This is a genomic window from Halotalea alkalilenta (genome assembly GCF_001648175.1).
Lineage (GTDB): Bacteria > Pseudomonadota > Gammaproteobacteria > Pseudomonadales > Halomonadaceae > Halotalea > Halotalea alkalilenta_A.
Genome location: NZ_CP015243.1, coordinates 228,128 through 248,127 on the forward strand (window position 1 = coordinate 228,128; position 20,000 = coordinate 248,127).

Annotated in this window: 20 protein-coding genes; 11 read left to right on the plus strand and 9 right to left on the minus strand. The window is 66.2% G+C overall.

The annotated features are described in order from the left end of the window. Position 1 precedes the first annotated feature (1 nt). Positions 2–1,285, minus strand: coding sequence for a D-alanyl-D-alanine carboxypeptidase family protein (locus A5892_RS01070; RefSeq protein WP_064121215.1), 1,284 nt, complete (start codon positions 1,283–1,285; stop codon positions 2–4). 185 nt (positions 1,286–1,470) lie between these two features. Between A5892_RS01070 and aroQ the strand changes: the two genes are divergently transcribed. The 5 genes from aroQ (at position 1,471) to hpxO (ending at position 5,471) form a co-directional block, all read left to right on the plus strand. Beyond that, positions 1,471–1,890 carry a type II 3-dehydroquinate dehydratase gene (gene aroQ, locus A5892_RS01075; protein WP_064121216.1) on the plus strand — a complete coding sequence of 140 codons (420 nt, stop codon included), beginning with the start codon at positions 1,471–1,473 and terminating at the stop codon, positions 1,888–1,890. Between the two features lie 113 nt (positions 1,891–2,003). Beyond that, positions 2,004–2,750, plus strand: a complete 747-nt coding sequence (locus A5892_RS01080; protein ID WP_064121217.1) for an RsiV family protein — start codon at positions 2,004–2,006, stop codon at positions 2,748–2,750. Positions 2,751–2,849: 99 nt separating this feature from the next. After that, positions 2,850–3,707, plus strand: coding sequence for a sugar phosphate isomerase/epimerase family protein (locus A5892_RS01085; protein WP_064121218.1), 858 nt, complete (start codon positions 2,850–2,852; stop codon positions 3,705–3,707). Beyond that, on the plus strand, positions 3,704–4,141 hold the full coding sequence (locus tag A5892_RS20390; RefSeq protein ID WP_064121219.1) for a DUF4174 domain-containing protein: 438 nt from the start codon (positions 3,704–3,706) through the stop codon (positions 4,139–4,141). Before A5892_RS01085 ends, A5892_RS20390 begins: the two co-directional genes overlap by 4 nt. Positions 4,142–4,307: 166 nt before the next feature. Further along, positions 4,308–5,471: an FAD-dependent urate hydroxylase HpxO gene (gene hpxO / locus A5892_RS01095; protein WP_064121220.1), complete on the plus strand. Its 1,164-nt coding sequence runs from the start codon at positions 4,308–4,310 to the stop codon at positions 5,469–5,471. A 39-nt stretch (positions 5,472–5,510) separates the two neighbouring features. On the opposite strand, the gene A5892_RS01100 is transcribed toward hpxO, so the two are convergent. From A5892_RS01100 to A5892_RS01125, 6 genes are all read right to left on the minus strand, one after another. Next, entirely contained in the window at positions 5,511–7,130 is a 1,620-nt protein-coding gene (locus A5892_RS01100; protein ID WP_064121221.1) for an ABC transporter ATP-binding protein, read from the minus strand. Between the two features lie 12 nt (positions 7,131–7,142). Further along, positions 7,143–7,979: an ABC transporter permease gene (locus A5892_RS01105; protein ID WP_027349001.1), complete on the minus strand. Its 837-nt coding sequence runs from the start codon at positions 7,977–7,979 to the stop codon at positions 7,143–7,145. Further along, positions 7,976–8,953 (minus strand): ABC transporter permease, encoded by a 978-nt coding sequence (locus A5892_RS01110; RefSeq protein ID WP_064121222.1) that lies wholly within the window; start codon positions 8,951–8,953, stop codon positions 7,976–7,978. Before A5892_RS01110 ends, A5892_RS01105 begins: the two co-directional genes overlap by 4 nt. Positions 8,954–8,990: 37 nt before the next feature. Continuing rightward, positions 8,991–10,562 (minus strand): ABC transporter substrate-binding protein, encoded by a 1,572-nt coding sequence (locus A5892_RS01115; protein ID WP_064121223.1) that lies wholly within the window; start codon positions 10,560–10,562, stop codon positions 8,991–8,993. Between the two features lie 85 nt (positions 10,563–10,647). After that, positions 10,648–11,412 carry a class II aldolase/adducin family protein gene (locus A5892_RS01120; protein WP_082890207.1) on the minus strand — a complete coding sequence of 255 codons (765 nt, stop codon included), beginning with the start codon at positions 11,410–11,412 and terminating at the stop codon, positions 10,648–10,650. A gap of 64 nt (positions 11,413–11,476) precedes the next feature. Beyond that, on the minus strand, positions 11,477–12,145 hold the full coding sequence (locus tag A5892_RS01125) for a GntR family transcriptional regulator (RefSeq protein ID WP_064121224.1): 669 nt from the start codon (positions 12,143–12,145) through the stop codon (positions 11,477–11,479). 172 nt (positions 12,146–12,317) lie between these two features. Here A5892_RS01125 and A5892_RS01130 point away from each other — a divergent pair, with 172 nt between their 5' ends. The 4 genes from A5892_RS01130 to A5892_RS01145 all read left to right on the plus strand — a co-directional run bounded on the left by A5892_RS01130 (position 12,318) and on the right by A5892_RS01145 (position 16,583). Then, a complete protein-coding gene (locus tag A5892_RS01130; protein WP_064121225.1) occupies positions 12,318–13,361 on the plus strand; it encodes a histone deacetylase family protein in 1,044 nt (347 codons plus the stop codon). Further along, complete coding sequence (locus A5892_RS01135) at positions 13,358–14,422, plus strand: phosphotransferase (RefSeq protein WP_064121226.1); 1,065 nt, start codon at positions 13,358–13,360, stop codon at positions 14,420–14,422. The genes A5892_RS01130 and A5892_RS01135 overlap by 4 nt, the downstream gene beginning before the upstream one ends. Further along, on the plus strand, positions 14,419–15,720 hold the full coding sequence (locus A5892_RS01140) for an aspartate aminotransferase family protein (RefSeq protein WP_064121227.1): 1,302 nt from the start codon (positions 14,419–14,421) through the stop codon (positions 15,718–15,720). Before A5892_RS01135 ends, A5892_RS01140 begins: the two co-directional genes overlap by 4 nt. 86 nt (positions 15,721–15,806) lie before the next feature. After that, on the plus strand, positions 15,807–16,583 hold the full coding sequence (locus A5892_RS01145) for a transporter substrate-binding domain-containing protein (RefSeq protein ID WP_064121228.1): 777 nt from the start codon (positions 15,807–15,809) through the stop codon (positions 16,581–16,583). Positions 16,584–16,684: 101 nt separating this feature from the next. Here A5892_RS01145 and A5892_RS01150 read toward each other — a convergent pair whose 3' ends face one another. Continuing rightward, positions 16,685–17,803 carry an App1 family protein gene (locus A5892_RS01150; RefSeq protein ID WP_064121229.1) on the minus strand — a complete coding sequence of 373 codons (1,119 nt, stop codon included), beginning with the start codon at positions 17,801–17,803 and terminating at the stop codon, positions 16,685–16,687. A gap of 180 nt (positions 17,804–17,983) precedes the next feature. Here A5892_RS01150 and A5892_RS01155 point away from each other — a divergent pair, with 180 nt between their 5' ends. Together A5892_RS01155 and A5892_RS01160 are read left to right on the plus strand one after the other, a co-directional pair. Continuing rightward, complete coding sequence (locus tag A5892_RS01155; protein WP_064121230.1) at positions 17,984–18,514, plus strand: YaeQ family protein; 531 nt, start codon at positions 17,984–17,986, stop codon at positions 18,512–18,514. A gap of 26 nt (positions 18,515–18,540) precedes the next feature. Beyond that, the gene (locus A5892_RS01160) at positions 18,541–19,563 is read left to right on the plus strand and encodes a serine hydrolase domain-containing protein (protein ID WP_223302754.1); all 1,023 of its coding nucleotides are present in this window, start codon (positions 18,541–18,543) and stop codon (positions 19,561–19,563) included. Positions 19,564–19,615: 52 nt separating this feature from the next. On the opposite strand, the gene A5892_RS01165 is transcribed toward A5892_RS01160, so the two are convergent. After that, positions 19,616–19,891, minus strand: a complete 276-nt coding sequence (locus tag A5892_RS01165; protein WP_064121232.1) for a DUF7218 family protein — start codon at positions 19,889–19,891, stop codon at positions 19,616–19,618. Positions 19,892–20,000: the final 109 nt, after the last annotated feature.

Consider the following 20,000-nt stretch of genomic DNA (forward strand, 5'->3'; position numbering starts at 1 on the left):
CTCAGCCGCGCGAGGCCAAGGGCGCATCGCCCTGGACGGCGATCGGCTCGCCGCCGCCGAACAGCAGCCGCACGGCGTCGACGGTGCGGGAGATGAACCCGCCCTCGGCCACCGGCTCGACCGCATAGAGCGCACCGCTCGCGACTACCCGCTCGCCCAGCAGCACCCGATAGCTGCCCACCGCCTCGCCTGCGCTGATCGGCGCCAGCAGCGGCGCGCGCGCGCCGACCAGCTCACTGCGCAACCCCTTCGGGTCGATATCGTCCGGCAACGACAGCACCAGGTCATGGTCGGTGGCCACGCCGAGCTGGTCGCTCGCACCTTTCCAGATCGGCAGGTCGCCGAACGGCACCCCGGCACGGGCAAGCTGGACGTTGCGGAAACGGTTGTAGCCGTAATCGAGCAGGACCTTCGCATCGTCGAAGCGACGCAGGTCGCTGTCCGCGCCCAGCACCACCGCGAACATCCGCCGCGACCCGCCGTTCGCTTGAGGCCGCTTGGCCGAGGCGATCACACAGTAGCCGGCGGCCGAGGTATAGCCGGTCTTGAGTCCATCCACGCTGCGGTCATCGCCGCCGACCATCAGGTTGGTCGCGTGCTTGACGAACTGACCGTGGCGAAAGACCGGCTCGGCGGAGATCTGGTAGTAGCCTGGGAACTCGCGGGTCAGCGCCAGCGCCAGTCGCCCGAGATCGCGCGCGGTCGAGTAGTGCCCTGGCGCGGTGATCCCGGAGACGTTGGCGAACCGGGTATCGCGCATGCCGAGCCGCGCCGCCTCCTGGTTCATCTCGGCGACGAAACGGGAGATATCGCCCGCCTGCGCCACCGCCAGGGTGATCGCCGCGTCATTGGCCGAGGCAATGATCAGCCCGCGCATCAGCGAGGCGATGCTGATTCGTTCGCCGGGCACCAGGTACATCTTGGATTCGTCGCCGGCGACCTCACGCACCGCCTGCGGCACGGTCACCGTCTCATCCCAATCGAGGCGGCCAGCCTCGATCGCGCGGAACACCACGAAGGTGGTCATCAGCTTGGTCAGCGAGGCCATCGCCCGGCGCTGGTCGGCATCGTGCTCGGCCAGCACCTGGCCTGAGTCGCCGTCGAGCAGTAGCCACGAAGGCGCCTCGACTCCGCTCGGCGGCGCCACGGCCAGCGCCGGCATGGCTTGGCTCAAGCCGAAGATCGAAAGCCAACCCACCAGCACCGCGCGGGCCAAGGCGGATGAACGGGAGAGAATCGACGACGATGACGACGCGAGCGAAGCGAAAGAGATCGAGCGAGACATGCGGCTACCGGCCTGGGGGGCATGACGCGCCCCGTGAATGGAGCGCGCATCATAGCCTTCGCCTCGGCCTCCAGCGACCCCGAAAGGCTCTGCCGCGGGAGCGAAGGGCCGGCGCTGCGGGATTGCGCAAAAGGCTGCTAGGCTCTCGCTGAATCATCCACGTCATCCACCACGAGCGAGCCAAGATGAAAATCCTCCTGCTCCACGGCCCCAACCTCAACCTGCTCGGCAAGCGCCAGCCCGAAATCTACGGCCACGAGACCCTGCAGGACGTCGAGAACAAGGTCCGTGGCCATGCTTTCGGCCGCGCCGAGATAGAGTGCTTCCAATCGAACCACGAAGGCGAACTCATCGACGCGATTCACCGCGCTCGCGAAAGCACCGATGCCATCATCATCAACGCCGGCGCCTATACCCACACCTCGGTGGCGATCCTCGATGCGCTGAACGCATTCGAAGGCAAAGTGGTCGAGCTGCACATCTCCAACGTCCACGCCCGCGAAAGCTTCCGCCACCACTCCTATCTCTCAGCCCGCGCCGATGGAATCATCGTCGGCCTCGGTACCTACGGCTATCTAGCCGCGGTGGATTTCCTCACCAGCTGAGCGGATGCCGCCCCCGCTGCCCAAACCGGCCGGGGGCGTCGCGCACGACGGCTTGCATTCCCGCACTGCGCGTCGCTTCATGAGTCTCGTCATCCACGCCTCACGGAGTCACCATGCGTCGTATCCTTCTCGCGCTGCTGCCACTGCTGCTGAGTGCCTGTGCCGCCGCCCCGGATTCCCCCCCACGCCCCACCTCGTCCGCCACCCAGGTCGAATGGCAGCGCGTCGCTCCGGGATGCCAAGGCGACGACTGCGCCTATGTCCGTGCCGACTATCCGCGCTACCCGGGCCAGCCCGAGCTCGACCGCGCGGTGCGTGAGGCCCTGGCGGGGCTCGCGGTGGACGTCGGTGAGACCAACACCGCCTCCGCCAGCCCCGAGGCCTATGCCACCCGCTTCCTTGCCATCGCCGCACGCGTCGGCGCCGACGACCCGCGCTGGGCGAGCGAGCTGAGCGCCCGTGAGCTGCGCCGTACTTCAAGCCTGGTGGTGCTCGAACTCGACGCCTACGTCTTCACCGGCGGCGCCCACGGCATGCCGACCACTCGCTACCTGGTCTTCGATCTGCGAGACCAGCGAGCGCTCGGGCTCGACGACCTGCTGCTGCCGGACCGCCGCGAGGCCTTCGAGCAGCTCGCCCGCGAGGCCCACGCCGACTGGGCGAGGCAGCAGTTCCCCGATGATCCCGACTTCACCGAGCAGTGGGAATTTTCGCTCACCGACAACGTCGCGCCGCTCACCGATGGGCTGACGCTCAAGTACGACGTCTACGCGATCGCTCCCTACTCGGAGGGCCAGCCGGAGCTGGTGATTCCTTATTCGCGACTCGATGGCATCCTCGATCCGCGCTGGCTGCAATAAGATGGAAGCCGGCCCGCGCCCAGCTGCGCGCCATTGCTCGCTTGTCCAGAACGACATCTGCGCTCGGCAAGCGCGTTCCCGCGGCCCCAGGAGTGACCCATGCGCACCATAGCCACTGTCTGCCTCGGCGGAGATCTGGCCGACAAGCTCGAGGCGATCGCCGCCGCTGGCTTCGAAGGCGTCGAAATCTATGCCCCAGACCTGGCGCAGAGCCGTCTCACCGAAAAGCGGATCGGCCATCTCGCCCGCGAGCTGGGCCTGCGCGTGATCTGCCTGCAGCCGCTCAAGGATTTCGAGGGCCACTGTGACCCCGAACAGCGTGGCGAGCGTCTCAAGCGCAGTTTCGAGACGATGGATGCGCTCGGTACCGAGCTTTTGCTGATCGCGAGCAACACCGATCGCATGGCGAGCGCCAACCCCGAGCGCCGTCTGGACGACCTTGGCGCTGCGGCCGAGTTCGCCAGCGCCCACGACAAGCGCATCGGCTTCGAGGCGCTTGCCTGGGGCGACCAAGTCTGCGACTACCGCCAGGCCTGGGAGATCGTGCGCCGGCTCGACCATCCACAGTTCGGATTGGTGCTCGACAGTTTCCATCCATTGGCCCGCAACGAACCGCTCGAGCTCATGGCGACCCTGCCGGCCGAGAGGATCTTCTTGGTCCAGCTCGCCGACGCGCCGCGCCGCGAGGTGTTCCTCGACAGCGGCGACGACGAGCTATGCAAGCGCCAGCTGCTCGACTGGAGCCGCCATGCGCGGCGCTTTCCGGGCGAGGGAGAGCTCGCGCTCGAGCCGTTCTATGCGGCGATCGCCGCGATCGACTATCGCGGGCCACTATCGATCGAGACGTTCAACGATCGCTACAGCGCCCACCCCGCCGCCGATGTCGCCAAGCAGGCGGCGAAGGCGCTGGATGGCGCGATCACCCGGATCGACGCCCTGCGCAAGGAGCACCGATGAAGCGAATGCTCGGCTACTGCATCGCACTGACCGGCCTGCTGGCCTCCTCGCTGGTGGTCGCCCAGGACCCGGCGGCCAATCCGCTGCTCGCCGAACGCGGCCATCATCGACCGCTGGTGATGATCGCACCGGAGGCCAACGACCCCGACTACCGCCGGCTGGCGATCGAGTTCGAGCAGCCGCCCAACCGCACCGCCCTCGAGCAGCGCGGCATGCCGCTGTACACCGTGGTCGGCGGCGTCGGTAGCCGCGACGGGCGTGTGCTCACTCCCTACGAGACCGCCGCACTCCTGGCTGCGCTGCAAAGCGATGGCTTCGGCCCGCTGCGGGTGATACTGATCGGCCGTGACGGCGAGCCGAAAATGGATATCGAAGGCTACCTGCCGTCGTCGCAGATCCTCGACATCGCCGACAGGATCGATACGAGGCGATAGCGCAGCCCCTGCGCTCATCAGGAAGCTTAAAAAACCCCGCCGCTGCCGAATCCAGTACAGCTGAGCGCCGATAACGGTACGCACTTTGGCTTTAAGATGATCCCTATCAGCGGTGCGCCACTGCGCAGGCGCCTTCTCCATATCGCTCATGGCAAGGATCATTCCAATGAAAACGCTCGATATCGTCATCGCCGGCGCCGGCATGGGCGGCCTCACTGCTGCCATCGCCCTCAAGCGCCAGGGCCATCGTGTCCGCCTGTTCGACCGCGCCCCGGAGCTGGCGCCCGCGGGCTCGGCGATCTCGGTATGGTCCAACGGAGTCAAGGTGCTCGGCGCGCTGGGGCTGAATGACGCGATCGACGCGGCCAGTGGCACCATGAGCACGATGAGCTACAGCGACCGGGACGGACGCCTGCTCACTCGCTTCAGCCTCGAGCCGCTCTACGACCAGGTACGCCAGAGCGCCAAGCCGATCGCACGAACCGAACTGCAGCGCGTACTGCTCGACGCGGTCGGTGCGGAGCACGTCACCCTCGGCGTCAGCTGTGCGCGCTATCAGCTCGAGGGCGAGCGAGTCGCCGTGTTCTTCGATGATGGGCAGCGCATCGAGGCGGACCTGCTGATCGCCGCCGACGGCACCCACTCGAAGCTGCGCGATCTGGTCGCGGGGCGGGCGATCGAGCGCCGCTACTGCGGCTACGTCAACTGGAACGGCCGGGTCACGGCCAGTGACGATCTTGCCCAGGCGGATGAGTGGGCGCAGTTCGTCGGCGAGGGCAAGCGGGTTTCGCTGATGCCGATGGGAGGGGATCAATTCTACTTCTTCTTCGACGTGCCGCTCGCCAAAGGCAGCGTCAACGATCGCGACCTCTACCGCGACGAACTCAGCGAGCACTTCGCCGGCTGGGCCGCACCGGTGCAGCGGCTGATCGAGCGCCTCGACCCCGCCACCGTCGCGCGCGTCGAGATCCACGACATCGAACCGCTCGAGCGTTTGGTCGACCAGCGCGTGGCGCTGCTCGGCGACGCCGCCCACGCCATGGCGCCCGACCTCGGCCAGGGCGGCTGCCAGGCGATGGAGGATGCCTGGGTGCTGGCCGAATGCCTCGCCGCTGCGGGTGAAGACGTCCCGGCGGCACTCGAAGCCTACGACCGCGCCCGCGTCGAGCGCGTCGCCTCGATCGTCGAGCGAGCGCGAAAACGCTGCGACATCACCCACGGCAAGCAGCCGGAGGAAACCCAGGCGTGGTATGCCGAACTCCTCGAGGAGAGCGGCGATCGCGTGATCCAGGGGATGCGCAAGACCATCCTCGGCGGCCCGCTGGGCTGAGCGAGCCGCGGACCGAGGGCCGCTAAGGCGGGCCGATGCTCATTCGGCCGTCACCGTGGCGAGATGCGACACCCCTCGGTCGCGCCCGGGAATCGCCGCGAGCAGCTCCTTGGTGTAGGCCTCCCGAGGCGCAGTGAATATCCGGTGCGCCGAGCCCTGCTCGACGATAATGCCCTTGCGCATCACGATCAGCCGATCACAGATCTGTGCCGCGACCCTCAAGTCGTGGGTGATGAACAAAAGCGAAAGATTCAGCTCCCGCTTCAAGCGCACGAACAGCTCGAGCACCTGGGCCTGGATCGAGACGTCGAGCGCGGAGACCGCTTCGTCGGCGACGATCAGCTCAGGCGCCAGTGCCAGCGCCCGGGCGATACCGATACGCTGGCGCTGGCCGCCGGAAAACTCATGCGGGTAGCGCTCGGCGACGGCTTCGTCGAGGCCGACCGTTGCCAGCAGGGTGCGTGCCTGAGCCAGCGCCTCGGCCTTGGCCACGCCGTTGGCGATCGGCCCCTGGGCGATCGCCATGCCGATGCGAATACGCGGGTTGAGCGAGGCGTACGGGTCCTGGAAAACCATCTGGATGCGCCGGCGCAGGGCCGCGCTGCGGTTTTCGAGCGGCGCTCCAGCGAACTGCATCACGCCTGCGTCGGCCCGCTCGAGCCCAACGATGCAGCGCCCCAAGGTCGACTTGCCCGACCCCGACTCGCCGACGATACCCAGCGTCTCTCCTCGCCCGAGGGTGAGCGAGATGTCGTTCAGCGCCGCGACCTCACGCTTGGGTTTGAACCAACCACCGCCGCTGCGATAGACCTTGGACAACCCCTCGACGCTCAACAGCACCTCCTCACGCGCCTCGCGCTCGGGCGGCAGCGCATCCCCCGGGATCGCGTCGATCAACGCTCGGGTGTAGGCCTCCTGCGGCGCGGCGAGCAGCGCCTCGGCGGTGCCCATCTCGACGATCCGCCCATGGCGCATCACACAGACCCGGTCGGCTATTTCCGCCACCACGCCGAAGTCATGAGTGATGAACATCACCGCCATCCCCCGGCGTGCCTGGAGTGCCTTGATCAGCCGCAGAATCTGCGCCTGGGTGGTGACATCCAGCGCGGTCGTCGGCTCGTCGGCGATCAGCAGCTCAGGCTCCAAGGCCAGCGCCATGGCGATCATCACCCGCTGGCGCTGGCCGCCGGAGAGCTCGAAAGGATAGGCCCGTGCGATCGACCGGGGATCCGGCAAACCGACCTCATCGATCAGCTCGATCACCCGCGCCTGGCGCTGCCTGGTGGTCAAAAGGCCGTGGGCTTCGAACACCTCGGCGATCTGCTCGCCGATCCGCATCAGCGGATTGAGCGCGGTCATCGGCTCCTGGAAGATCATCCCGATCCGCTTGCCGCGTAGTTTACGGTGCTCGGGCTCGCTCAGGCGCAGCAGGTCGATGCCATCGAACAGCACTCGCCCCGCGGCGGCACGCACTCCCGGCGGCAGCTGTCCCATCACCGCATTGGCGGTCATCGACTTGCCCGACCCGGACTCTCCGACCACGCAGAGTATTTCTCCCCGGTCGAGCTCATAGCTCAGATTCTCGGCCGCATAGAGCCGGTCGGCCCCCTCGGGCAGCGCCAGCGCCAGTCGTTCGATGCGTAGCAGTGGATTGGACATGGAGCCGGCTCCTCAGTGTCGCTGTCGCGCGAGCTGCGGGTTCAATGCATCGTCGAGCCCTTCGCCCACCAGATTGAGCGCAAGCACGGTGAGCAGGATCATCACCCCGGGGATCACGCTCAGCCACCAGGCCTGGCGCATTACCGTACGCGCGGCGCCGATCATGTAGCCCCACGACATCACGTCGGGATCGCCCAGCCCCAGGAACGAAAGCGAGGATTCGAGCAGGATCGCGGTGGCGATCATCAACGAGGCCAGCACGATCACCGGCGACAGCGCATTGGGCAGGATCTGGCGCACGATCAGATCCCAGTGCCCAAGCCCGGCCAGGCGAGCGGCCTCGACGTATTCACGCTGCTTCAGCGAGAGGAACTCGCCCCGCACCAGGCGCGCCACCGGTGGCCAGCTGACGATCGAGATGGCGGCAACGACAGAACCGACGCTCGGCGACATGATCGCCACCAGCACGATCGCCAGCGCGAAGCTCGGTATGGTCTGGAACAGCTCGGTGATCCGCATCAGCGCATCGTCGATCCAACCGCCGAAGTAGCCGGCCAATGCCCCCAGCGGCACGCCGATCGCCAGTGCCACCAGGGTGGAGATCAACCCGATCAGCAATGACACCCAGGCGCCATGGGCCAATCCAGCGGCGACATCGCGGCCCATGGTGTCGGTCCCCAGCGGAAAGCCCGAGAGCTCTCCCGGGGCGAGGAACGGGCGCTGGACCATCCGCCACGGCGACTCCGGATAGAGCAGTGGCGCGAGCAGCGCGAGCGCGACGACCATGACGAGGATCAAGAGGCCGAACAGCGCGCCACGGTTCTGGGCAAAGCGGGCGAAAAAGCTCATTTGGCCTCCTTGATGCGAGGGTCGGCGAGTCGGTAGATCAGGTCGGTGAGCATGTTGAACACGATCACCAGCAGCGCGCAGAAGAAGAAGATGCCCAGCAGCAGGTTGTAGTCACGCTGCATCAGCGCCTCGTACATCAATCTGCCGATGCCGGGCCAGGCGAACACCGTCTCGGTCAACACCGCCCCACCGACCATTTGGCCCGCCTGCAGGCCCGCCAGGGTAATGATCGGCAACACCGCGTTGCGCAGCACGTGGCGACGCTGGATCACCCCGGGAGCCAGCCCCTTGGCGCGCGCGGTCTTGACGAAGTCCTGCTGCCCGGCGTTCAGCATCGAGGCGCGGGTCATGCGGGTATAGACCGCCATGAAGAAGAGCCCCAGCGTGGTCGCCGGCAGGATCAGGTGCATGGCCACATCGCCGACATGGGCGAGCCCCTGGTAGTCGGCGCCTACCGTGGAGTAGCCGTAGGCCGGTAGCCAGCCGAGCAGTACCGAGAACACCAATACCGCCATCATCGCGACCCAATAGAGCGGTGTGGCGTAGAACAGAAGCGCCACGACCATGATCAGCGAGCCCGAGGAGTGCTTGGCCCGCATCGCCGCCAGCACGCCGGCGGACACCCCCAGCACCAGGGAAATCACGAACGCCGTGCCGGTGAGCAGCAGCGTCGCCGGCAGCCGATCGAGAATCAGCTCGAGCACCGGCATCTGCTGGCGGTACGAGTAGCCGAAGTCGAGCGTCAGCACACCGCTGACGTAGCGCCACAGCTGCACCGGCAGCGGCTGGTCGAGCCCGAAGCGCTCGCGCAGGTCATCGAGAAACTGCTGGTCCGTGGCGCCCGCCTCTCCGGCCATCACCGCCGCGGGGTCGCCCGGCGCCATGTGGATCAGGAAGAAATTGAGCACCACGATCGCCAGCAGCACCAGCACCGCCTTGACCAGGCGCCCCACGATGAAAGAAATGTAAGGCATCGATCCACCTCCTTATCAATCAGTCGGCGCGGCGCGATCAGCGTTCGATCCAGGCGTTCTTGAAGCCGTCGTTGAGTCCGATCCCGGTGGTGATCAGGTCGTGGACGTTGCAGCGGTAGAGCGTCGGCTGGCCCATCTCCAAAAGCCACGCCAGCGGCACGTCCTCGCGCAGGATGCGCTGGACCTCGGCGAAGTCGGCGAGACGCGCGGCTTCATCGTTCTCGACCGCCGCACGGGCGAACAGCGCGTCGACCTCGGGGTTGGCGTAGCCCTCGACGTTGTTCCAGGGCGATCCCTTGGCGATGTTGCTCGAGACGTAGGTCCGCGCGATGCCGAGCGAGGGGTCGCCATACTGGAAGAGGTAGGTGAAAGCGATGTCGTAGCTCCAGTCGCTGATCTTCTGGTTCCAGCCGGCGACATCGGTGGACTCGGTGGTCACCCTGATACCGACATCCTCGAGATTCTGGCGCACCGCCTCGGCCCAGCGCGTCCAGGTCTCGCCGTAGGGCAGCGGCAAAAGGCGCACCGGGGCACCGTCGTAGCCCATCTCCTCGAGCAGTTCGCGCGCCTTGTCGGGGTCGTAGTCGTACTGTTCGAGATCAGGATCGTGGGCCGCCAGGGTCGACGAGAATGGGCCGTTGGGCACCTTGCCGAGTCCGTTCCACAACACGTTCCTGACGAACTCGCGATCGAGCGCGTACATCACCGCCTGGCGGAAACGCTTGTCGGCGGTCGGCCCTTCGCGGTTGTTGAGCCACAGCATGGCGAACGGGTTGAAGTACTCGTTGCCGGCCTCGGTCATGCAGCTGCCATCGAGCGCTTCGAGCCGGGCGAGGTCGAAGTTCTCCACCGACCCCGCAGGCATCACCTGCAGCGTACCGTTCTCGAAGGCGGCGGCGCGCGAGGCGGCGTCGGGAATCACGTGCCAGTAAATCCTGTCCAGGTACGGCTTGCCCGCTTCGTAGTATTCCTCGTTCTTGACCAGCTCGATCACCGAGCCGCGGTCCCATCTGGCGAACTTGAAAGGACCAGTGCCGATCGGCGTGTTGTTGGCGGGGTTGTTGTAGAAGTCGGTGTCGGCATAGACGTGCCGGGGCACCATCGGCAGGGTGCCGACCTCGAACGCCTGGATGAAGGCCGGGAACGGCTGCTTGAGCGTGAACACCACGGTGTTGGCGTCCGGCGCCTCGATGCTCGCCACATGGTCGAGGATCGCCCGGGAGCGCGGATTGGTCTCGCGCATGAAGACGTCGGTGGAGAACACCACGTCGTCGGCGCTGAACGGCTCTCCATCGTGCCACTGCACGCCTTCGCGCAGATGGAAGGTGTAGGTCAGCCCGTCATCGCTGATCTCCCATGCGCTGGCCAGCTGCGGCATCGGCTGGAGCTGGGCGTCATAGCGCAACAGCCCCTCATAGATGTTGCCGGAGATGCGCTGGGTCGGGGCATTCTGGACCAGGCCGATCATCAGCCCCGGCGGCTCGGGCTGAATCGCCACATTGATCACCCCACCCGACTGCGGCTCCGACTGGGCATGCACGACGGCGCTGAAGCATAGGGCCAGGGCGGCTGCCGCCAGGCGGCCGGGAAGCGATACGAAAACACTCATGGCGTTTTTCCCATTGTTGTAATTGTCGATCGGACACGATCGCCGGCCGGGAACACCAGCCGACCGGCGGGTCGGCTGCGGGATTTCAGTCGGCGAAATCGGGCTGCAGCTGCGTGATCAGCCGCAGGTAGGCCTCCCATTCAGGGTCTCGCGCGGTGGTGTCGTGATCGCTGTCCCAGCGTTCGTACTGGCCGGCGACATGCTCGCAGAGCGATGCGGCGGGACGGCGAACCGGCGCGCCGGTGGCCATGATCGCGAGCTGCGCCTTGCAGCTGCGCTCGAGGTTGTACATGCGCCGGAACGCTCCCCCGACGCTGCGCCCGCAAACCAGCAGCCCATGGTTGCGCAGGATCATCACCGGCTTGTCGCCAAGATCGCGGACCAGCCGCTCGCGCTCGGCAAGATCGAGCGCGATGCCTTCGTAGTCGTGATAGGCGATGCGCCCATGGAACTGCATCGCCCACTGGTTGAGCGGCAGCAGCCCTTCTTCCAGGCAGGAGACCGCGACACCCGCCACCGAGTGGGTGTGGAGCACGCAGTGGGCGTCGGCGCGGGCGGCATGGATCGCGCTGTGGATGGTGAAACCGGCTTTGTTGATCCCCGCCCCGTCGGGGTCGTCGACGAGATTGCCCTCGAGATCGACGGTGACCAGGTTGGAGGCGCGGACCTCCTCGAAACGGTAGCCATAGGGGTTGATCAAAAAGCGCGATTCGCCCTCTTCGGCGCGCATCGAGATATGGGTGTAGATGCTGTCATCGAGCCCGAAATGGGCGATCAAACGGTAGGCAGCGGCCAGATCGCGCCGGGCCACGGCAAGCGACGCACCGGTCGCGGAAGACATCGACTGCATCGTTTCGTCCTTGCTTATCGTTGGAATGAACAAAACGGCCAAGTGCTTCCTCGCCTCGCGCTCGCTATCGTCGCAGCGTGGAAAGGAAGTGCGCCATCATTTCGTAGCCGTCCTCGATATCGGCGCGAATCGCCGCGCGCGCCCCTTCCTCGCTCCTCGCGACCAGCGCGTCGAGCACTTCCCAGTGGTGCTGGATCGCCACCCGCTCGGAAAACTCCCGATAGGCCAGCGCGATCACAGGCCCGGCACGCATCCACAGGCTGTCGATGAAGCGCTCGAGCAGCGGTAGCCCGGCAAGCTCGACGAGATGAAAATGGAAACGCTGATTGAGGCGCATCGCGCTCTCCATGTCTCCATTCGACAGCGCCTGATGATTCTCTTCGATGTTGCGCTTGAACAGCTCGAGTTCATGCGACTGGATGCGCTTCGCGGTGGTGGCCGCCGCCAAGCCCTCGAGTTCGAGGCGCAGCGTATAGACCTCGTCATACCCTGGCACGTCCAGCACCGGCACCCTGATATCGCGCGGCGAGCGCATCTCCAGCGCCTGCTCCTTGGCAAGTCGCAGGATCGCGTCTCGCACCGGCGTCACGCTGGTGCCGAACTGGTCCGCCAGCTCACGGATGCGCAATCGGTCGTCGGGCTTCAAGCGCCCTTCGATCAGCGCCTCGCGCAAATGGCCGTAGACACTGGCTCCCAGCGAAGCGTGCTCGACGCTCTCGAACCGGTGCTGCATGAATCGCTCTCCGTTCGCTGCTCGGCCAGGCGGGTTCACCACCATGCGCTGAAAGTCTTCGGCGCTGAAAACAAATGTACAGCCAGATGACGAGACTGTATAGGGTGTATGATGCATCATATAACTAAAACATGAAGCATCCTTTCATCCATCCGCCACGACGGAGCCTGCGGTGAAAATAATCAACAAAGACGACCACTTACAGCATGACCCTCAGTTCTTCGTGGTGCGCGGCCGGCTCAAGCGCAGCAATGAGCAACCCGCGCGAGGGGAGATTCTGCTCGCCGCTGCGCGCGAGGCAGGGCATTCGATCGTCGCCCCACGCGAGCATGGCCTGGCGCCGATCGAAGCGATTCACACCCGACGCTATCTCGACTTCCTCTCCACGGTGCATCCACGCTGGCAAACGCTCGAGGATGCCGGCGAGGAAGTGGTCGCCAATATCCATCCCTTTCCCGGCGAACCCTGTACCTACCCTCGCCATCTGGTCGGACAGGTGGGCTTCCACCTCGGCGACATGGCCTGCCCGATCGGCATGCATACCTGGAAAGCCGCATACGGCTCGGCCCAGTGCGCGATCGAGGCCGCGCAGCTGCTGCTCGAGGGCGAGCGCGCGGTCTATGCGCTGTGTCGCCCGCCGGGACACCATGCCTACGCCGAGCGCGCCAACGGTTTCTGCTACCTGAACAATGCCGCGATCGCGGCCCAATACCTGCGCAGCCGGCATTCGCGCGTCGCGATACTCGATATCGACGTCCACCACGGCAACGGTACCCAAGGGCTCTTCTATCCGCGCAGCGATGTGCTCACGATCTCGCTGCACGCCGACCCCCACTACATGACCCCGTTCTTCACCGGGCATGCCGACGAGCGCGGCTCGGGAGAAGGCTTCGGCTTCAACGTCAACTATCCGCTGCCCAAGGGGCTACCCACCGAAGGCTACCTCGAAGTGCTTCTCGATGCCTGCCGCCGGATCGTCGACTACGCGCCCGGCGCGCTGGTGGTCTCGCTCGGCCTCGATACCTACGAGCACGACCCCTACCAAGGCGTCGCGGTCTCCACCGCGGGCTTCGCCGATATCGGCGCGGCGATCGCCCGGCTTGGGCTACCCACTGCGCTGATCCAGGAGGGGGGATACTTGTCGGACGCGCTGGGCGACAACTTAGCCCGCGTGCTCGAAGGGTTCGAACGCGGCAGTGCGGACGCACGGCCATGAGCGGGCTCGAAGTCATCGATGCGGTGCTGAGCGCTGCATCGCCCCCGGTATCGTGCCGGCAAGCCGAGGCGTTCGTCGCAGAACGCTATGGCCTGCGCGTGACCGCGCGCGCACTCGGGGGGGAACGCGATCGCAATTTTCACCTGCGCGGATCGCATGGCCGCGACTACGTGCTCAAGATCGCCCACCCGGCCGAGCGGGCCGAAGTCGCCGATTTCCACACCCGGGCGCTCTTACACCTGGCCCGCACCGCGCCCTTACTCCCCGTGCCGCGCGTAGTCACCAGCCTGTCCGGCGAGACGGTGCCGCGCTATCAAAGCGCCTCGGCCGCTCCCTGCGTCGCGCGGCTGAGCACTTATCTGCACGGCCAGCCGCTGGCCGATCTACCGGTATCGACCGATCGTCGCCGCGCGCTCGGCACGCTTGCGGCCGAACTCGACCTGGCGCTGGAGAGCTTCCACCACCCAGCAATGCGGCTCAAGCTGCCGTGGGACCTGCAGCATGCCGCCAATCTCCGTCCGCTGATCGAGACGATCATCGAGCCGGGCACTCGCCAGCTGGCGATCGACGGGCTCGAGCGCTTCGAGCGGCACGCCGCAGCGGCGCTCGCCGGGCTCCGGCGCCAGGCGATCCACAACGATCTCAACAGCCACAACCTGCTGGTCGACGAGCACGGCGAGCGGGTGGCGGGCATCATCGATTTCGGCGACATGGTCTGCGCCCCGAGGATCAACGAGCTGGCGATCGCCGTCAGCTACCAGCTCGCGCTCGACGACACCTCCTGGTGCGAAGCGCTGGCGGTGGTCGAAGGCTACCATCGCGTGGCGCCGCTGCAGGCCATCGAGGTGAGCCTGCTGCCTGAGCTGGTCATCGCGCGCCTGATGATGGTGGTGACCATTTCACAGTGGCGGGCCGCACGCGCACCCGACAATGCCGACTACGTATTGCGCAACCATGCCCGCGCGCGCCGTGCACTAACGTACTGCCTGGCGCAGCCACGCGAGGCGCTGATCGCGCAGCTGCTGTCACGGCTCGACATCACCCAGGAGCAGGCGCCATGAGCGGCCTCGATGCAGATGACCGAGCGCTGCTCGAGCGCCGCCGCAAAGTGCTCGGCGGCGCTTACCGGCTGTTCTACGACCAGCCCCTGCACCCGCAGCGCGGCGAGGGGGTATGGCTTTACGATCGTCATGACCGGGCCTATCTCGACGCCTACAACAACGTCGCCTGCCTCGGTCACTGCCATCCTCACGTAGTCGCCGCCATCTCGCGCCAGGCCGCGCGGCTCAACACCCACACCCGCTATCTCGACGAAACCATCCTCGACTGCGCCGAACGCTTGCTCGCGACGCTGCCACCACCGCTTGCGCAGGTGATCTTCACCTGCACCGGCAGCGAAGCCAACGACCTCGCCTATCGCATCGCCTGCCAGTACACCGGCGCTCAAGGGCTGATCGTCACCCGCATGGCCTACCACGGCGTCACCCAAGCGCTCGCCCAAGCCTCGCCCTCATTAGGCGCGCAAGTGCCGCTCGGCACGCACGTACGCACGGTCGAGCTGCCCGACGCCTGCGACCGCGACGCGCTAACGCCGGCCCAGCGCTTCGCCGCCCAGGTGCAGCGCGCGGTCAATGAACTGGCAGCGGCCGGCATCCGCCCGGCGGCGCTGCTGCTCGACAGCGTGTTCGCCAGCGACGGTATCGTCACCGACCCGGCCGGATTCATCGCGCCAGCGGTGGAGGTCATCCATCGCGCCGGTGGACTGTTCATCGCCGACGAGGTGCAGGCAGGGCTCGCGCGGCTCGGCGAACCCTTCTGGGGGTTCGTGCGCCATCGCGTGAGTCCGGATATCGTCACCCTCGGCAAGCCGTTCGGTAACGGTCACCCGGTCGCCGCCGTGGTCGCGCGCAGGGAGTGCATGGAGGCATTCGGCCAGGCCTCGCGCTACTTCAACACCTTCGGCGGCAACCCGGTCTCTTGCGCTGCGGCCTTGGCGGTGCTGGAAGTGATCGAGCGCGAAGGTATCCCTAAACGGGTCGAGGAAGTGGGCGAATACCTGCGCCGTGGCCTCGGGCAGCTCGCCGCCCTCCACCCGGAGATCGGCCAGGTGCGCGGGGCGGGGCTCTTCATCGCCGTGGCATTTGCGTCCAATGCAGAGCGCAGCGCCGCAGCCATCGCCCGTGCGGTGGTCGAGGGCATGCGCGAGCGCGGGGTGCTGCTGAGCCTTACCGGCGCGGGCGGCGACGTGCTGAAGATTCGCCCACCGCTGGTGTTCGAGCGCCAGCACGCCGACATCCTGGTCGAGCGGCTCGACCAGACCCTGGCGGCGCTGCGCGCCGGCCCCCCGCCGATGACTTGAGCCCGCGGCAGCGGCGGCCTTAGGATGAACGGCCGTCGGTGCTGGGCACCGACGAGCGGATTTCAACGACAACACCGGACACTCTCATGCTTCCTTCCCTGCGCGCCCTGCTCGGTGCCTCGCTGTTCTGCGTTCTCTCTTCCGCCGCACTCGCCGAGGAACCGCCGCTGCGCATCGCTTCCGACGTTCCCTTTCCACCCTATGAAATGCTCACCGCCGATGGTGAGTTCACCGGCTTCGAAGTCGAGCTGGTCAATGCGATCTGCGAACGGATGCAGCGCCGCTGCGAATGGCAGGCGCAAAGCTTCGACGGCATCATCCCTGGGCTCTTGGCGCGCAAGTACGACATCATCGCCTCCTCGATGCTGATGACTCCGGCGCGCCAGCAGCAGGTCTCCTTCGCCAAGGCGTACTACTTCAATCCTTCGGTGTGGGTCGGCCCCGCCGATCGCCCCCTCGAGGTCGACGAGCAAGCCGATCTCAGCGGCAAGCGGATCGGCGTGCAGCGGGCAAGCGTCCAGGACGACTATGTCACCGCGACCCACCCGGAAGCGGATATCCGCCGCTATACCACGGTCGATACCGTCGCCGTCGACATGCAGGCTGGGCGTCTCGACCTGATCTTCGCCAATCTGCCCCAGGCGCAGGCGCTGCTGCTCGACGATGCGGCCTACGCGATCCAGGGCGAGCCGGTGAGAGGTCCCGAAGCGATCTTCGGCAAGGGCACCTCGGCGGCGTTCAGGAAGCGCGATACCGCGCTGGTCGAAGCGTTCAACCGTGGGCTGGATGAAGTGATGGCCAACGGCACCTACGACGAGATCATGCAGCGCTACTTCGACTACGACATCCGTCCGACCGAGTAACCAGCGCGGATTTCGAGCACGAGGCTGCACGGCGCATGACGAAAGGGGCTGCATCGTCCTCAGCGTGACAGCGCAAAGCAAGTCGGGCGGGGCCCGCCGGCTCAGATCTTGATCCGGCGCTCCTGCTTTTCTTCCTTGAGCACGGTCGCCAGCGCCTCCTTGGAGATGTAGCCCTGGGAGAGCGCGTGACGCGCCATGGTCGCGGTGTCGGCGGCGAGCACCAGGGTGCTGCCGGCGTCGGAGACCTCCTGGGCGAGCTTCTGGATCGCCGCGTCGCGCTCGCTGTCCTCGTTCACCGCGCGAATGTAGATGGTCTTGATCCGGGTCGGGAACTCACGAACGATCTTGGCGTAGACCTCGGGGTCCTGCTGGCCGCTGTCGCCAATCAGAATGAACGGCAGCTCCCCATAGAGCGACAGCATCCTGCGGATCATCAGCCGCTTGTGGTCCTTGGCCCGGCGCGGGAAGGGCCGGTGCAGCGACATCCCCCATTCACGCAGGAACAGCACCGGGCCGACGGGGATGCGATGCAGGCGAAAGAACTCCTCGAGCATCTCGTAGATGCTCCAAGGTCCGCGCGAGACATAGAGCAGCGGACGCTCACGCTCGCCGTCACCGAGATAGAGCGCTTGGTAGAACGCAGCGACACCGGGGAAAGCGGCTCGCCGATCGGCCTTTTCGAGGAACAGCCGGTAGAGCATCTTGGCCTTGTTGGCGACACCGGTGTACATCACCGTGTCGTCGATGTCGCTGATCACCGCGAAGTCGACGCCGAGCGGCGGGATATAGATCTCGGTGGTCGCCTTGACCGTCTCCTCGCTATCGACCAGCACCCGCAGCTCCGCCTCGTGCCACACACGGCTGAGCTCGAGCGGTCCGTCGATCGCCATGTGCGCCTCGAAGTAACCGTCGGCGTCGGTGGGTACGATGGTATGGGAGTCGCCAAGGCGCACCGCCACGTTGACCTCGCTCATTCCGCGGCGCATCAGGCGGCGGAAGACGTCGATCAGGTCGCGCAGCACCCCACCCTGCTCGATGCTCTCGCCGACCCCGCTCTGACGGAACACCCGCCCCATCAGAAAGACTTCACTATGGGAGCCGTAGCCTCGATAGGGGTGAATCACCAAACCGCCGCGCCCGCGGTCGCTCTTCATCGGGCGCGCATAGACGCTCAACCACTTGCGCAGTGCCCGCAGGGGATTCTTGCCGTGATGACGCATCGACGACCTCGAAGAATGGAAAGAATTGCCGCTCGACCCGAAACGTCCACCGCAGCGGCCCGTCATCTCACGACACGGCTAAGCGTAAGAGATTGTTAGGCTAAAATCCTCCATCATCATGCGGCGAACACGCCCTTGGCCCTGCAGTATGCACGACCACTCCACGCACCGAGAGACCTCATGGCCCTTACCGCCACGCCCTACAAGTTCAACCTCCAGCTGAGCGATCTCGATCGCGGGCTCTATCCCAGCGTGCGGCTCACCGTCGCCCGCCATCCCTCCGAGACACCGGTGCGGCTCGCGGCCAGGCTGCTCGCCTATGCGCTATGGTACGACGAAAGGCTAGAGTTCGGGCGCGGCCTGTCGAACGTCGATGAGCCCGCGCTGTGGGAGAAGAGCCTCGATGGCCGGGTGCTGCACTGGATCGAGGTCGGCCAGCCGGACGCTGAACGCCTCGATCGCGCCGCCCGCCGCGACCAGCGCGTGTCCCTGCTGGCCTACGGTAATCTCGCGCCCTGGGAAGAAAAGCACCTGCCATCGCTGGCGCGACTCGATCGCTTGCGCATCGCAGCACCAGACCAGCAAGCGCTGGAGACCCTGGCCGCCGGCCTGCAGAGAAGCATCGAGTGGAGCGTGATGGTCAGCGAGGGCGCACTCTACGTCACCGACGCAGAAGGACAGCACGATATGGGTCTTCGTTGGGTGAAATGAGCCGGGGTCCCCGGCAGGGAGGAAGGGTGCTGCATCGCCGGAAACTGCTCACCACCGCAGGCCTGGGTATGGCCGCGCTGCTGCTGCCACCGCTCGGGCGCGCACAGCCGGCGCCAAATTTCGATGCCGCGGTGGACGCGGCGCGGAGGCTCTCGCGGCTCAATTCACTGCTGGTGGCGGTCGACGGACGCACGCTGGTCAACGAGCGGCTGCACGGTCCCGCGCTGGACCGGCCGGTCAACATCAAATCGCTGTCGAAGACGCTGATCGCGGCGCTGACCGGCATCGCAATCGACCGTGGGCTGATCGCATCCAGCGACCAGCCGATCACCGAGCTGCTAGGACGACTGCCCGCGGATGCGACACCCGGGCTCGAGCGCATCACGGTGGGCAACCTGTTATCGATGCAGGCTGGACTCGAACGCACCTCGGGGTCGTTCTATGGACGCTGGATCGCAAGCCGTGACTGGACCGCCTACACCCTTACCCGCCCGTTCGTCGACCGTCCCGGCGGGGCAATGCTCTACTCCACCGGCAACACCCACTTGCTCTCGCGAATCCTCACCCGGATCAGCGATGCCTCGACCCTGACGCTGGCACGAACCTGGCTCGGCGATCCGCTTGGCATACAGATCCCGGCCTGGACTCGAGATCCGCAGGGGATCTACCTCGGCGGCAACGAGATGTCGCTGTCGCCGATGGCACTACTGCGTTTCGGTGAGCTGTTCCGTCAGGGCGGCACGATCGATGGCCGTCGAGTAGTCTCGGAGGACTGGATCGCAACCTCATGGCAGCCGCGCACCCGTTCGTTCTTCAACGGTAGCGCATATGGCTATGGCTGGTTCATCGACCGCTTCGGCGATCACCCGGTCTATTTCGGCTGGGGCTACGGTGGCCAGCTGCTCTATGTGCTGCCGAGCCTGGGAATGAGCGTGGCGATGCTCTCGGACCCCACGCCGCCGTCACCGGGCGGCGCCTATCTCGCCGCCCTCCATGCGCTGGTCGCCCAACGGCTGGTTCCCGCGGCCGAGGCCGCCCAGGCTGCCTAGGATCGCCATCGCACCCCGCTCATGATGAGTGCCCGAGAAGCAGGGATTCGGTTCAATGCGCACGCAGGGCATCGATCAGCTGGCCCTTGCGCAACGCCGAGTAGCCGCTCAGGCCAAGCTCCTTGGCACGCTGCTTGAGTGCGGGCACAGTGCACTGCTCGTAGGGTTCTGACTCGCCACCGCGCTTGCCGATCTCGGATCGGCCCTGCTTCGCCGCGGCGTTAGCTATCCGCGCCGCTTTCTCCTTCGATGCGCCTTGGTCGCGCAGCGCATCATAGGTGTCGCTATCCTTGATCCGCGGACCGGCGCTTCTTGCTCTAGGGGACATTGCGCATCCTCCCTGGCTTTATTTCCTGGGAACGATCGCCTGAAGCACGACTTTCGAAGCTTTTGAAGCACAACAGGGGAGGCGCCGATAAGACGCCTCCCCCGCAGCA

Excerpts from the sequence above, each read along its gene's own strand:
- A5892_RS01070 (WP_064121215.1), bottom strand. The coding sequence starts at position 1,285 with ATGTCTCGCTCGATCTCTTTCGCTTCGCTCGCGTCGTCATCGTCGTCG.
- aroQ (WP_064121216.1), top strand. The coding sequence starts at position 1,471 with ATGAAAATCCTCCTGCTCCACGGCCCCAACCTCAACCTGCTCGGCAAG.
- A5892_RS01080 (WP_064121217.1), top strand. The coding sequence starts at position 2,004 with ATGCGTCGTATCCTTCTCGCGCTGCTGCCACTGCTGCTGAGTGCCTGT.
- A5892_RS01085 (WP_064121218.1), top strand. The coding sequence starts at position 2,850 with ATGCGCACCATAGCCACTGTCTGCCTCGGCGGAGATCTGGCCGACAAG.
- A5892_RS20390 (WP_064121219.1), top strand. The coding sequence starts at position 3,704 with ATGAAGCGAATGCTCGGCTACTGCATCGCACTGACCGGCCTGCTGGCC.
- hpxO (WP_064121220.1), top strand. The coding sequence starts at position 4,308 with ATGAAAACGCTCGATATCGTCATCGCCGGCGCCGGCATGGGCGGCCTC.
- A5892_RS01100 (WP_064121221.1), bottom strand. The coding sequence starts at position 7,130 with ATGTCCAATCCACTGCTACGCATCGAACGACTGGCGCTGGCGCTGCCC.
- A5892_RS01105 (WP_027349001.1), bottom strand. The coding sequence starts at position 7,979 with ATGAGCTTTTTCGCCCGCTTTGCCCAGAACCGTGGCGCGCTGTTCGGC.
- A5892_RS01110 (WP_064121222.1), bottom strand. The coding sequence starts at position 8,953 with ATGCCTTACATTTCTTTCATCGTGGGGCGCCTGGTCAAGGCGGTGCTG.
- A5892_RS01115 (WP_064121223.1), bottom strand. The coding sequence starts at position 10,562 with ATGAGTGTTTTCGTATCGCTTCCCGGCCGCCTGGCGGCAGCCGCCCTG.
- A5892_RS01120 (WP_082890207.1), bottom strand. The coding sequence starts at position 11,412 with ATGCAGTCGATGTCTTCCGCGACCGGTGCGTCGCTTGCCGTGGCCCGG.
- A5892_RS01125 (WP_064121224.1), bottom strand. The coding sequence starts at position 12,145 with ATGCAGCACCGGTTCGAGAGCGTCGAGCACGCTTCGCTGGGAGCCAGT.
- A5892_RS01135 (WP_064121226.1), top strand. The coding sequence starts at position 13,358 with ATGAGCGGGCTCGAAGTCATCGATGCGGTGCTGAGCGCTGCATCGCCC.
- A5892_RS01140 (WP_064121227.1), top strand. The coding sequence starts at position 14,419 with ATGAGCGGCCTCGATGCAGATGACCGAGCGCTGCTCGAGCGCCGCCGC.
- A5892_RS01145 (WP_064121228.1), top strand. The coding sequence starts at position 15,807 with ATGCTTCCTTCCCTGCGCGCCCTGCTCGGTGCCTCGCTGTTCTGCGTT.
- A5892_RS01150 (WP_064121229.1), bottom strand. The coding sequence starts at position 17,803 with ATGCGTCATCACGGCAAGAATCCCCTGCGGGCACTGCGCAAGTGGTTG.
- A5892_RS01155 (WP_064121230.1), top strand. The coding sequence starts at position 17,984 with ATGGCCCTTACCGCCACGCCCTACAAGTTCAACCTCCAGCTGAGCGAT.
- A5892_RS01165 (WP_064121232.1), bottom strand. The coding sequence starts at position 19,891 with ATGTCCCCTAGAGCAAGAAGCGCCGGTCCGCGGATCAAGGATAGCGAC.